Genomic DNA, 12,877 nt, shown 5'->3' on the forward strand with positions numbered 1-12,877 from the left:
TTTAGCTAGCCCAGAGCTAGTCAGACCAGAGCGCCGCGAACTGGGCGCGGGTCATATCGGCGCGGCGCACCCGATGCTGCACCGGGTGGCCGTTCTCGTCGGGGCGGCCGGAGCTCGGGTCAATATCGTCGTAGATGCCGGTGAAACCCGCCTTAACCGCCACCCGTTCCGAGGGCTCGTTACCCGCTAGGGCGGTCCAGCGCACACTCTCAAGACCCAAGCCAAGCGGGTCGAAAGCGTAGCCGAGGACGGCACGCAGCGCATCGGTCATATAGCCTTTTCCGCGCGCCTTCGGGGCGGCGTAATAGCCCAGTTCGGCGCGGGTTCCGGGGCTTTCGGGGGTGCCGTCAGCCAGGCGTAATTCAATGGTTCCGGCAAACACGCCGGAAGCGTCAATCGCCCAGCGCTGGATCTGCCCGGCGGCAATCTGGCGGGCAGTGGTGAGCAGGTAGTCCTCGGCGTCGGCGCGCGTGTAGTTCAAGGGAATGCGGGTGTAGCGGAGGGTTTCTTCGTCGCGGCAGGATTCCACGATGTTGGGGATATCCGCCTCGCGCAGGTGGCGCAGGGTGAGGCGTTCGGTAATGAGTTCGGGCTGATTGGGCTCTGCATGTTCGCTGTGTTCTGAGAAGTCGCTGTGTTCGGGGGTCATGGTTCGAGCTTAAACCCTCGGGTTTGTGCGTCGGAAAAGCTTTTGTGAACATCCCAGAATATTCAGTGACGCAAATCACGACTTAATACTCGCATTTTCACCCGTCATCACTTGATTATTATGAATTATTCATAATAAAATAGTTATCGAGCCCGCCCAATGGGCACCACTTAGAACAAGCGCCGCGCAACGAATCCGCGCGGCACGAAGCAGAAAGAAGAACACTATGGCAGTTCTGACCATCGGCGACCAGTTCCCCGCATACGAGCTCACCGGCGTTGTCCCCGGTAAGCTGGCTGACATCGAAGCAACCAAGCCCGAAGACTACTTCACCACCGTCTCCTCCGAGGGTCTGGACGAAGACACCTGGCGCGTCGTCTTCTTCTGGCCGAAGGACTTCACCTTCGTTTGCCCCACCGAGATCGCAGCATTCGGCAAGCTCGCTGACGAGTTCGAGGCACGCGACACCCAGGTGATCGGTGTTTCCGTTGACAACGAGTACACCCACTACGCATGGCGCCGCTCCCACGAAGAGCTCGTGGACCTGCCCATCGTCATGGCATCCGACCTCAAGCGCGAACTGACCGCAGCACTGGGCATCCTGAACAAGGACGGCGTTGCAGACCGCGCAACCTTCATCATCGACCCCCACAACACCATCCAGTCGGTCTCCATTACCGCTGACTCCGTCGGCCGTAACACCGACGAGGTGCTCCGCCAGCTGGACGCACTGCAGTCCGACGAGCTGTGCGCATGCAACTGGAAGAAGGGTGCAGCAACCATCGACGCATTCAAGGAGATGAAGTAATCCATGAGCATCGATAACCTGCGTTCGGCTCTGCCTTCCTACGCGAAGGACATGAACCTCAACCTGTCCTCCCTGCCCCGCATTAGCTCTCTCACCGAGCAGCAGCTCTGGGGCGCAATCCTCGCAACCGCAGCAGCAACCAAGGTTGACTCTGTTGTTGTTGAGATTGCTGCAGAGGCTAAGGAGCACCTGAGCGACACCGCTTACGAGGCTGCTCTGGGTGCTGCGACCATCATGGGCATGAACAACATCTTCTACCGCACCCGTGGCTTCCTGCACGGTGCATACGATGACCAGCGTGCAAACCTGCGCATGCAGATTATCGGTAAGAACGGTGGCATTGAGAAGCTGGACTTCGAGATGTTCGCACTGGCAGTGTCCGCAGTCAACGGCTGCTCCCACTGCGTTGAGGCTCACGAGCACACCCTGCGTGAAGAGGGCGCAACCAAGGAGCAGGTCAACGACCTGATCCGTATTGCTGCAACCCTCGGTGGCGTGGCACAGGGCATTCAGCTGGCTGAGGCACTGGGCTAAACCACTAAACGTTAGAGCTTACACAGAAGCGGCGCATCCACCCCTTTACGGGTCGGATGCGCCGCTTTTATGTGCGCGTCAAGCCCCGCAACGTGTTGGGCGGCAGCTTCCTAACTCCTCCGATTTGGCGCTATACAATGCCTGTATGCGGTACTGTATTTTGGGCTCCACCAGCCCCCTTCCCAGCGTGGAAGAACTCACTGAGCTTTACGATTCTGTCGGCTGGAGCGCCTATACCAAAACGCCCGAACGCCTCATCCCGATGCTGGAAGGGTCGCGGTATCTCTACACCGCACGAGAGGCGACCGCAGAAGAAACAGGACGACTCGTCGGGCTAGTACGCGCCGTCGGGGACGGTCACTCTATCGCCTACATTCAGGACCTTTTGGTGCATCCGCACGCCCAGCGTCAGGGCGTTGGTTCTGCGCTTCTAAAGCGTGTCATTGAGGACTTTGACCGAGAAGACATTCGACAGCGACTCATTACTACCGACACCGCTAGTGAACACGCTGTTGCGCTCTACAAACGCTACGGTTATGCCCCCGTAGAGGTAGCAGGGTGCATCACCCTTGCATGCTATCGATAAGGCAATATCGCATGCGGCTTGATACGGATTGACTCGTTCAAGCTGGCTGAGGCACTGGGCTAAACTTACTCAGCGTTAGAGCTTAAAACAAGCGGCGCATCCTTCCCTTTTCGGGGCGGAGGCGCCGCTTTGTTTTAACTACTTTTGGCTGTCCGCAGAGACAGTGCGCAGGGCTGCATCCCAGCTACTCGCCAGGCGCGTCGCCGCAGCAACCAGAGCCGCCAGGTCCTCGGCGTACACCGGGGTCGAGCGCACGCCCGCGCACCAATCAATCGTGCCCAACCCCAGCCAGGGCTTACCGGGGAAGAGCTCTCGACGCAGCGCCACGCGGCGCTTACCCAGGGCGCGGCGGCCGGGCACGTACCCGCCGCGACTGATGAACAGCACCTCACGCCCCTCGGACTCCACCAGCGCCTCCAGGGCCCTCAGCGCAGGAACCCAACTCGGCTCCCCCACGCTCGCCAGGTCGGCCAGTTCGGGATACTCGCTCTCGTGCTCCGCCACGCTCACGCCCAGGATGTACTGGTAGCGTACCTGCCCGAGCTCCTGCGGCAGGCCGCGGTCGGCGGTCTGAATCGTACCGCACAGGTGCCGAACGACCGGCTCACCCTCGGCGTTCACGCCGGCCAGGGGCTCGCCGTCCCGGTAGATTGCGGGGCCGTCCAGGTAGAGCCCCACCGCGCCGGTACCCGTGATATTGGGGCGCACCGACCAGCCGGGAAGCGCCTCCTCCAGACGGGGTACGATTCCCTGCAGGGCCCCGAAAACTTCGTCGCGAGATACCGCCACAGCGGCTCCTTTCACCTTACGCAGATAACGATTTGCGATGTGGCCCGGTCTATCAAACGACCGGGCCACCTGCCTCTAGTATTCGTCTAGCTCCAGCTTAGCGAGCGTTCCGGCTACGCGAGGGCAACCACACCATGAGCGCCGACAGCGCCGTGCCGGCAAGCATCATCACCGCCATGGACTCCACCGCGTTCAGGGGGCTCAACGCCAGCAGTAGCGAAGAAATGATGCCGCTACCATACTGGAAAGAACCCAGCGCAAAAACAATCATGACGGCCTTGGGGGGGTGGAGATTCACTCATTCTACGCCCACCTTTTAGCGCGCCCACAAGCTTCTTGATTCCATCTCAGAGCTCGTCATGAGCACTTTTCAACTAGGAGTAGGAGCGGCGGCGGGTCTACAATAAATCGGTGCCAATTCAGGTACGCGCACAGGCAAACAGAGCCGGATGCGGTGATAACGTCGTCACCCGACCCCCCCCGTTGCGCGCGCCTCCCCCTACCGGCACCCGTAGCACACGCATCACGTACGCAGGAGAACGCCCATGCACGAGCTCTTTGACCCAGATCAGGTATTCCGCATCGTCGACATTGCCGCCGTTGTTGCTAACGGCCTGCTCGGCGGTGCTGTGGCGCGCGCCTTCCGATTCGACATCGTGGGCTTCCTGCTGCTCGCGGTCGCCTGCGGCATGGGCGGTGGTATGATCCGTGACATCCTGCTGAACTCTGGTCTGCCCGTGGCGCTCACCGACGGCGGCTACTGGGTGGGTGCTATCGGCTCCTCGATTCTGGCGTACAGTATCGATTTGAGTGCCCGCTGGGCGACCCGAACCATGCTCATCATTGACTTCATCGGTATGGGCGCGTGGGCGGCAACCGGCACCATTAAGTCCCTGAACCTGGGTCTGCACTGGCTGCCCGCTATCGCACTGGGTGTGACCACCGCGGTCGGTGGCGGCGTTATCCGTGACATTATGGTCAACCGTATTCCGGCGATCTTTGGTGGTAACTCTCTGTACGCTACTGTGGCGTTTGTGGGTGCCGCTGAGACCGCCCTTGTGACGGGCCTATTCCATCGTCCGAACCTGGCGATGGGCCTGTCCATTCTGCTGTGTTTGGTGCTGGGTGTGCTCTCCCATATGAAGAATTGGCAGCTGCCGACCACCCCGGCGGAGCTGCGTGTGCCTCGCCCGCGTCTCTTCGCTTTTGGTAAGCAGGAGGACCGCACCGTCGCTAATGAGGGCTGGTCGCCCGGTGAGCCGCTCACTGAGCAGCTTGAGGTTATTAACGCTGAGCAGCTGGAGGAGTACCGCCGCTCCAAGGGGCTTTCGGAATAAAAGCCAATATATGCTGAATATAGAATATGGGCTGGTTTCCGCTGGTCAGATGCTTATCTGACGGCAGAAAACAGCCCATATTTACTATATGCAGTACGGCTAAATCGTGTACTCGGTGCTGTCGTACACGGTCAGGAACTTGCGGATGCGCTCATCATCCGAGGCGAAGAAGCCGTTCGGCTCACCGTTATAGCGCAGGGTACCGTTCTCCAGGAACACGATACGGTCCGCAACCTTCTTCGCAAACGCCATATTGTGCGTCACGATGACCAGGGAGCGGCCCTCCTTCGCCAGCTGCATGAGCACGCGGATGACCTCCGCCTCCAGCTCGGGGTCCAGGGCGCTCGTCGGCTCATCAAAGAGCAGGTAAGAGGGCTCCAGCGCCAGGGCGCGGGCAATCGCCACACGCTGCTGCTGACCACCCGAGAGGGCGTCCGGGTAGGAATCTACCTTGTCGGCAAGACCCACCTTCGCCAGCAGCTCGCGGGCACGCTCCTGCGCCTGCTGAGCGCTCAGGGTGCCGTTGAGGGTCGGGGCGAGCGCCACGTTCTTCAACGCCGTGTAGTTCGGGAACAGGTTGAACTGCTGGAACACCATCGCCGAACGGGAACGAATATCGCGCACCTGCGTGTCTGTGAGCTTCTGGCTGTAATCCACCTGCGCGTCGTCAATGGTGAGCGTGCCTGACTGCGGGGTTTCCAGCAGGTTCAGGCAACGCAGCAGAGTCGACTTACCGCTACCGGAGGGGCCCAGAATCACCGTGGTCTCACCGTCGGGGATGTCCAGGCTGATGTTCTTGAGCACCTGCGTATCGCCGAAGCTCTTCGACAGGGAATCAACGCTAAGCATTGTTGCTCCTTACGTAACGGTTGCTGTACTTCTCCAGGGCCGACTGCGCGGCGGTCAGCAGAGTGAAAATCACCAGGTAAATGATGGCGACCTCGGAGTACATTGCCAGCGGCTCGAAAGTACGCGACGCGATCTGCTTACCGGTCTGGAACAGGTCAACCATCGAAATGACCGACACCAGCGAGGTGCCCTTAATCAGGTCGATGAAGTTGTTGCCCAGGTTCGGCAGCGCGATGCGCACAGCCTGCGGAATGACCACGTGGCGCAGGGTCTGCATGCGGGTGAAGTTCAGGGTTGCCGCCGCCTCAAACTGGCCGCGCGGAATAGCCGCCACCGCGGAACGGAAGGTCTCCGCCACGTACGCGCCGGTGTGCAGGCTCATCGTGATGATCGCGGCGCTCCACACGTCCAGGGCAATACCGACCTTCGGCAGGCCGTAAAAGACGATGAACAGCTGCACCAGCAGCGGGGTGCCGCGGAAGACCCAGATATACAGCCAGGCCAGCCAGTTCACCGGGGCGAAGCGGCTCGTGCGCGCGCCGGCGGAGATGATGCCCACCAGCAGTGCCACCGCGAAAGAAATCAGCGACAGCGGAATAGTCACTGCCAGGGTCGAGCCCAGCAGCTGAGGCAGGGACTCAGCCCAAAGATTCAGGTAGCGTTCCATGAACGGAACTCAGCTCCTTTAATTAGTTCTTCGGGGAGAGGTCTTCGCCCACGTACTTCTCGTAAATCGCCTTGATGTCACCGTTCTCCAGGTGCTTCTTCAGCGACTCGTCGATAGCGTTACGCAGGGCGTCCTGGCCCTTAGGCAGCAGGATGGAGGAGTTGCTGCCGGTGCCCAGGTCACCGGAGAGCAGGCGCAGGTTGGCGTCCGGGTGCTCCTTGAAGTACTCAGCGAAGGACACGGAGTCGTTCGCGGTCATCTCTGCACGGCCCGAGAGGACCTGCTCGATAGCCTCGTCGAAACCGGAAACAACCACGATCGAGGCGCCCTTCGCCTCCACCATCTTGCGGAAGTTCGAGGTCTCAGACTGCGCCGAGGAGTGACCGGAAATCTCGCTCACGTTCTGCAGGGAGGAGTCCTTCTTCACGGCGACCTTCGGCTCGGAGTACAGGTAGGGTACGGAGAAGTCGTACTTCTGCTTACGCTCGTCGGTTGCAGAAACGTTGTTGATGACGATGTCGTAGCGGTCAGCGTCCACGCCGGCGATCAGGGAATCCCAGGGGGTTTCGGTGAACTCTGCGGTCACGCCCAGATCCTTAGCGACCAGGTCAATGATTTCCTTCTCGAAACCGACCAGGGCGCCGTTCGAGTCGTGGAAGGAGAAGGGGCGGTAGGTGCCCTCCAGGCCCACACGGATCTTGCCAGCAGACTTGATGGCCTCCAGCTTGTTGGTGCTGGATGCGGTGCTGCTACTGGACGAACCGCACGCTGCGAGCAGTGCAGCCAGGCCGGTGAATGCGGAGCCTGCGAGGACGGTGCGGCGGTTAATCATTGCGGACATAGTGTTTCTTCTTTCGTGTGGTGGTTGATGCTCTTGTAGTTGCGGGTTGTCACCCTGCGGTAACCCGGGGCATCGTGCGGTGTGCCCCTCTCTGCGGGTGCAACGCTGGCTATCGTACAGCTATTCCCGGTGGGAAAGAATTCAACGTAATATTCCGTCACAATCTGCAAGAGAGGAAAACCCGGCGGTCGGTACGCGTGTGTGCTGAGTACCGGCCGCCGGGCTCCACACTAGGATACCGGCTCAGCACCCCAGAACATAAGGGTAGGTTTACCTTAAAGCTGAACTGCCCTCCACTAGGGGCGACGCTACGCCCTCAATCTCGCCTAAACACGCCGGATGCCCTGCCGGGCATTACACGGGTATTACACCGGGCATAGAAGGAGGGGCGCACCCGGGAATCACCCCGGGTACGCCCCTCTCTTAGCCCCGTGAGAACGCCAGCATCATAATGCGAGGTAGCTGCGGGACTGTCGCTGTTTTTAGAAGATTTTCTGCGAACCTACGCCAACGCGGTAGCTCTCATTCTGCTCCACTAAAGCTTTTATCGCTTTCCACGCCTCCCTCTGACGACGGGTGTTTCCCTGCAAAAGAGCAACGTTAGCGAAGCTGACCAACATACCTTTCGGGTCCGCCTCGCGGAGGTCCTTAGCAAAAATTTTGGGCTTTGCAGAGGTATCAGTCGTCGGCATCATCCAGAGGCGAGAACCATGAGCTACACGGTTTCTCAGAGTGGTCAGAGACCTAAGACGGCCCTCAAAGTGCTTATGGTTCACCCCCATACGCTCTGCGGTCTTTTTGTAGAGCAGCAACTTTTCAGGATCTCCAGAGTCAGCGGAGGTTTCTGATGCATAACTTTGGACCACGGCGTGGGAAAGAAGTCCCAAAGAAAACGAATCAACAACAGACCACAGGGGAAGCTCTTTTTGCATCATCTCTCGAAGCTCCTCAACGTCTTCCCAGTCATCCAAGTTTTCAGAGGGGTTTTTAGAGGAACTTTTTCCGCAGGATTTCCACCACTCCTCAATACGCTCGCGAACATACGGTTCACGGTATCGCAGGATATGCCGCATCATATCTTTGATGAGCGCATCTACCGGCCTGTCCTGATTCATGCAGATATATGCATTCGGGTTGAGGTACTCATGGGGGCTACGGTAAGTGCAAAATACATCCACCCATGCAGCTCGAATCGCTTGTTCGCTCTGCCTCATGTACCCGTACAGGAGGGAAGAGACCTTCACATCCATGCGCACAAGATTTAAAACATCCGAGATGCCTGGGTTTTCGGGTAGAAGCCCTTCGCTCTTGTATTTGTTGTAATTACGAAAGTATCCCAGAAGGTAGTGGAAATTAGAGCATGCAAGCATGTCTCGGTCATCATCGCTCAGGGTCGTTCCCTGAGGAAAGTAACCCTTGGCAATAAGGTATTTCCTCTGGTCGTCCAGTGAAGGCAGAAATACGCATGCTTCCTTGGGCAAAGCCACTGCTCTCCTTACTCGGTTCGCCGTAGAACCGAACATAAAAAAGGACCCCCTCGAGATGCGCTTGAATCAGAGGCGGAGGGGGGACTGTTACTACAACAATAACATTGGAGCTACATGCTCTCAAGGAATCTGGGTGTTTTCCCTGGTCATCTTATGGTTGCTTATATCACTGCGTCAGCATCAAAGAAGGAGGGGCGCACCCGGGAATCACCCCGGGTACGCCCCTCTCCATTCAAACGCTAACGAGCGCCTGATTTTTTGTAATTACAAGCTGCAGCGGCTTACACAGCACAGGCTGCTTACTTCGACAGCACCTGACGCTTCGAAGAAATCACGCCCGTATTGAAACCAGCCAGGTGCAGGCCACCGTGGAAACGCGCATGCTCAATCTTCACGCACTTATCCATCACCACGTTCAGGCCGGCAGCCTCACCAATCGCGGCAGCCTCCTCACTCCAGGAGCCCAACTGCATCCACACGGTCTTCGCGCCCAGATCCACAGCCTCCTGAACCACGCCCGGCAGGTCCTCGTTACGGCGGAAAATCTCCACCAGATCCGGGACCTCCGGCAGGTCCTGCAGCGACGGGTACACCGGCTGACCCAGCACAAGCTTGCCCTTCGCCGCCAGAATCGGGTTCACAAAATACAGCTTGTACGGCGACGCCGACTGCAGGTACGTTGCCACAAAGTACGAGGCACGCGAAATCTTATCGCTCATACCCACAATCGCAATCGTGCGGGTATTACGCAGAATGTTCAGACGCTCAGGGGCGGAAGGACCCACCCAGGTACGCTTCTCAGTCATTACTTCTCCTCCTGAGTGGTAGTAGGCAGGGAGCAGGATGCGCCAGCAGCAGCCTCAGCGGCGGCAGCGTCCTCGGCGGCCTTAGCGGCGGCAACCGCCTCCTCAGCCTCCACAACCTTGTCTGCGCTGGACTCGCCCACACGCTCACCGGCGTGGCTCAGGCCGGTCGCGTAGGTCAGCGCCTGATCCAGGTCCCAAATGATGTCTTCAATGTCTTCCAGACCCACGGAAATGCGGATCAGGTCCTCACCGACACCGCCAGCAGCCAGCTGCTCAGCGGTCAGCTGCTGGTGCGTGGTCGAACCCGGGTGCAGCACCAGGGTGCGGGCGTCACCAATGTTCGCCAGGTGGCTTGCCAGCTGCAGGGCGCCAATGAACTCGCCGCCGACCAGGCGGCCGGAAGCCTTCTCGGTCGCCTTCACGCCGAAGGAGAACACGGAACCGACGCCCAGCGGCAGTAGCTTCTTCGCACGCTCGTGGTGCGGGTGGTCTTCCAGACCGGCGTAGTTCACGTAGGCGATACGCTGATCCTCAACCAGCCAGGCAACAACCTGCTTAGCGTTCGCCAGATGCGCGTCCATGCGCTGCGGCAGGGTCTCAACACCCTGCAGCAGGTTGAACGCGGACTGCGGGCTCAGCGACGGACCGAAGTCACGCAGCTGCTCAGAACGCAGCTTGGTCAGGAAACCGAACTCACCGAAGTTACCCCACCAGGACACGCCGTTGTAGGAGGGAACCGGCTCGGTCATGGACGGGAAGTTGCCGTTACCCCAGTTGAAACGACCGGATTCGACGACGATACCGCCGAGGGTGGTGCCGTGACCGCCCAGGAACTTGGTGACCGAGTGAATGACGATGTCCGCGCCGTGCTCGATGGGGCGGATCAGGTAGGGGGTGGACAGGGTTGCGTCCACGACCAGGGGGATACCCGCCTCGTGGGCGACCTCTGCAAGGCCTTCCAGGTCGGCAACCTCACCGGAGGGGTTCGCCACGATCTCGGTGTAGATCGCCTTGGTGTTCTCGGTCAGTGCCGCCTTGTAGTCGGCGGGGTCGGTGCCGGGCACGAAGGTGGTTTCAATGCCGAAGCGGCGCAGGGATACGTCCAGCTGGGTGACGGTGCCGCCGTACAGCTGCGAAGAAGCCACAATGTGGTCGCCCTGCTGGCACAGAGCCGCAAAGGTGATGAACTCGGCAGCCATGCCGGATGCGGTCGCTACCGCACCGATGCCGCCTTCGAGGGAGGCGATGCGCTCCTCCAGCGCGGCTACGGTCGGGTTGGACAGGCGCGAGTAGATGTTGCCGTACTTCTGCAGGGAGAAGAGGTTCGCGGCGTCGTCAGCGTCTTTGAAGACGAAGGAGGAAGTCTGGTAGATGGGGACCGCGCGGGCACCGTGTTCAGCGTCGGGGGTGCCGCCCGCGTGTAGTGCGCGGGTGCGGAAGCCGAAAGTGTGTTCAGCCATTGGTTTGCTCCTGGTGTATCTGCCCGCCTGTGTGCGGGGAGTCGATAGTGGCTCGACTTTATACTGTGCCACCGGTGGCGGGGTGCACCAAGTGCGGGTACCTATATGTCGTTTATTGCGGATTATGACGGGCTATTTTCGGTGAGCAGGGACTGCCGTACGGGTCTTAGCGGGGCATCATATCAGCCGTCATAACAGAAGTTGTTATGACGGTTGTTATGATGCGCGGTCAATGAGACCGACAGGAATGCCCGGTTTTAGCCTGCAAATCCGGGGTTTTTAAGGTTCAAGGCGCGAGGAAAATACTTCATCATAGCAACATCATCGCAGAAATTGTTATGATGCTGTTATGACGTTGCTATGACGTTCACCAAGAAGTAGCCATCGGGAGCATGCATGGAAACAAACACCGCCGAATTCATCGAAAACCTACGCCGTAGCCAGGCTGAAAACGGGCGAGTAGAAGTCAAAGCTGCAGCTGGCGGGTTCCCCAAGTCCGTTCTTGAAACCGTTAGTGCCTTCGCCAACGGCGACGGTGGCACCATTCTTCTTGGCATGACCGACCCGGCAGAAGGTCTACAACCAGTTGAAGGTTTCAACGCACAGGCAGTCCACGACGCATCCGTTGAGGCAATCCGTTCCAAGATCACGCCTCGACCCCCGGTAGATATTCAGATTGAGGCGGCAGACGAGCAGCACCGTATTGTGCGCATCGATGTGCTCCCCGGCGACCCGACACAGAAGCCCTACTACATCGAAGCACACGGCATGTATAACGGCTCCTACCAGCGCGTCGGTGAGGCCGATATTCGCCTCACCAAGTACGAGATTGACCGCCTCCTAGAGAGCCGCAGTCAGCCCCGCTACGACGAGGAGCTGGTCAGCGAGGCAAGGTTCAAGGACCTCTCCCCCACCCTTGTGAGTGCCTATGTCGCTCGCCTCCGCGAGGAGCAACCTCGCGTTTTTGCGGCGCTTTCTGACCGTGAGGTTCTTCTGCAGGCACGCATTCTACGCATCGATTCTGAGGGCCGAGAAGTGCCCACTCTTGGGGCGCTTCTCGCCATGGGATCCTACCCGCAGGCGTTCTTCCCGCAGCTGATGATGAGCGTTGTTGTTCTTCCCGGTGAAGAGCTTGGTGAGGTCACTGAGGACGGTCGACGTTTTCTGGACAATCACAGCTGTACCGGGCCTATCCCCTCCATGTTGGATGAAGCTATGGGCGTTTTGGTTCGCAATATGCGCAAAACGTCCACGATGGAGGGCCTCAACAGTAGCGGTATCGGGCGGGTTGAGCGCTACGAGTATCCGCTGGAGGCTATCCGCGAGCTCTTGGTCAACGCCCTCATGCACCGCGACTACTCGCCGGGTGCGCGCGGCTCGCAGGTGCAGGTTGAGCTCTACACCAACCGCCTGGTGGTGCGTAGCCCGGGTGGTATCTACGGTGCTGTGACTATCCGAGATTTCGGTCAGCCCGGTGTTTCTTCAACCCGCAACAGCTACTTGGCAAGCATTCTGACTGATTTGCCCGACCCTGGTACGGGGCGTTTGATTGCAGAGAATAGGGCTTCCGGTATTCCCACGGTTCTGCGCGCGCTGAAGGAGGCGGGTCTGCCCGCTCCCCAGTTTGCTGACCGTCTACTCTATGTGCAGGTCACTCTGATACAGCCCCCGCAGGATGTGTCTTCTACGGAACAGAAGACCGCGCCTGAGGATAAGACTCAGCAAGCAACCCATTCCACGGGCAAACATTCAGCCGACACCGTCGAACCGGCGGGCGCCGATGCGTCGCTTGACGGCCTCAGCGAACGCCAGGCTGGTATTGTGTGCGGCCTGCGTGCACAGGGCAAGGCTGTTTCCACGGCGTATATCCAAGAGCATTGGGGTCGGGGCGCTTCACGTACCTCCATTACGAATGATCTGCGCCGTCTTGTGGAGGCGAAGCTGATTGTTCCTACAGCTCCGCCGCGTAGTAAGAACCGTAAGTATCGCGCTGCTTAGACGTGCCCGATAAAAGGTACACAAAAAGGGGAGGGAAGTAGAGCGGTTATTCTCTATTTCCCTCCC

At 59.3% G+C, this 12,877-nt stretch carries 14 protein-coding genes; 5 read left to right on the forward strand and 9 right to left on the reverse strand.

The genetic code is table 11. The features are described 5' to 3' along the window. Nucleotides 1-16 precede the first annotated feature (16 nt). Nucleotides 17-649, reverse strand: coding sequence for a GNAT family N-acetyltransferase (locus O3649_RS05570; RefSeq protein ID WP_371573180.1), 633 nt, complete (start codon nucleotides 647-649; stop codon nucleotides 17-19). Nucleotides 650-875: 226 nt separating this feature from the next. Between O3649_RS05570 and O3649_RS05575 the strand changes: the two genes are divergently transcribed. The 3 genes from O3649_RS05575 to O3649_RS05585 all read left to right on the forward strand — a co-directional run bounded on the left by O3649_RS05575 (nucleotide 876) and on the right by O3649_RS05585 (nucleotide 2,577). Beyond that, nucleotides 876-1,457, forward strand: a complete 582-nt coding sequence (locus O3649_RS05575; RefSeq protein WP_005509190.1) for a peroxiredoxin — start codon at nucleotides 876-878, stop codon at nucleotides 1,455-1,457. Nucleotides 1,458-1,460: 3 nt separating this feature from the next. After that, a complete protein-coding gene (locus tag O3649_RS05580; RefSeq protein ID WP_070634571.1) occupies nucleotides 1,461-1,991 on the forward strand; it encodes a carboxymuconolactone decarboxylase family protein in 531 nt (176 codons plus the stop codon). A gap of 145 nt (nucleotides 1,992-2,136) precedes the next feature. Next, a complete protein-coding gene (locus O3649_RS05585) occupies nucleotides 2,137-2,577 on the forward strand; it encodes a GNAT family N-acetyltransferase (protein WP_371573183.1) in 441 nt (146 codons plus the stop codon). A gap of 138 nt (nucleotides 2,578-2,715) precedes the next feature. On the opposite strand, the gene O3649_RS05590 is transcribed toward O3649_RS05585, so the two are convergent. Continuing rightward, a complete protein-coding gene (locus tag O3649_RS05590; RefSeq protein ID WP_371573185.1) occupies nucleotides 2,716-3,366 on the reverse strand; it encodes an L-alanine-DL-glutamate epimerase in 651 nt (216 codons plus the stop codon). 97 nt (nucleotides 3,367-3,463) lie between these two features. Beyond that, entirely contained in the window at nucleotides 3,464-3,664 is a 201-nt protein-coding gene (locus O3649_RS05595) for a hypothetical protein (RefSeq protein ID WP_371573187.1), read from the reverse strand. Nucleotides 3,665-3,911: 247 nt separating this feature from the next. Between O3649_RS05595 and O3649_RS05600 the strand changes: the two genes are divergently transcribed. Then, entirely contained in the window at nucleotides 3,912-4,703 is a 792-nt protein-coding gene (locus O3649_RS05600) for a trimeric intracellular cation channel family protein (protein WP_371573190.1), read from the forward strand. A 99-nt stretch (nucleotides 4,704-4,802) separates the two neighbouring features. Here O3649_RS05600 and O3649_RS05605 read toward each other — a convergent pair whose 3' ends face one another. The 6 genes from O3649_RS05605 to O3649_RS05630 all read right to left on the reverse strand — a co-directional run bounded on the left by O3649_RS05605 (nucleotide 4,803) and on the right by O3649_RS05630 (nucleotide 10,813). After that, nucleotides 4,803-5,552, reverse strand: a complete 750-nt coding sequence (locus tag O3649_RS05605) for an amino acid ABC transporter ATP-binding protein (RefSeq protein ID WP_371573192.1) — start codon at nucleotides 5,550-5,552, stop codon at nucleotides 4,803-4,805. Beyond that, nucleotides 5,545-6,219, reverse strand: a complete 675-nt coding sequence (locus O3649_RS05610) for an amino acid ABC transporter permease (RefSeq protein ID WP_049338279.1) — start codon at nucleotides 6,217-6,219, stop codon at nucleotides 5,545-5,547. Before O3649_RS05610 ends, O3649_RS05605 begins: the two co-directional genes overlap by 8 nt. A 22-nt stretch (nucleotides 6,220-6,241) precedes the next feature. After that, nucleotides 6,242-7,060, reverse strand: a complete 819-nt coding sequence (locus O3649_RS05615) for a transporter substrate-binding domain-containing protein (protein WP_049338280.1) — start codon at nucleotides 7,058-7,060, stop codon at nucleotides 6,242-6,244. 482 nt (nucleotides 7,061-7,542) lie between these two features. Next, nucleotides 7,543-8,547, reverse strand: a complete 1,005-nt coding sequence (locus tag O3649_RS05620; protein WP_371573195.1) for an Abi family protein — start codon at nucleotides 8,545-8,547, stop codon at nucleotides 7,543-7,545. A 299-nt stretch (nucleotides 8,548-8,846) separates the two neighbouring features. Continuing rightward, on the reverse strand, nucleotides 8,847-9,353 hold the full coding sequence (locus tag O3649_RS05625; protein WP_005509183.1) for a CoA-binding protein: 507 nt from the start codon (nucleotides 9,351-9,353) through the stop codon (nucleotides 8,847-8,849). Then, the gene (locus tag O3649_RS05630) at nucleotides 9,353-10,813 is read right to left on the reverse strand and encodes an O-acetylhomoserine aminocarboxypropyltransferase/cysteine synthase family protein (RefSeq protein ID WP_371573197.1); all 1,461 of its coding nucleotides are present in this window, start codon (nucleotides 10,811-10,813) and stop codon (nucleotides 9,353-9,355) included. Before O3649_RS05630 ends, O3649_RS05625 begins: the two co-directional genes overlap by 1 nt. A gap of 396 nt (nucleotides 10,814-11,209) precedes the next feature. Between O3649_RS05630 and O3649_RS05635 the strand changes: the two genes are divergently transcribed. Next, entirely contained in the window at nucleotides 11,210-12,811 is a 1,602-nt protein-coding gene (locus O3649_RS05635; protein WP_371573199.1) for an ATP-binding protein, read from the forward strand. Nucleotides 12,812-12,877 lie beyond the last annotated feature (66 nt).

Source organism: Rothia sp. 27098_8_29, assembly GCF_041432785.1.
GTDB lineage: Bacteria > Actinomycetota > Actinomycetes > Actinomycetales > Micrococcaceae > Rothia > Rothia mucilaginosa.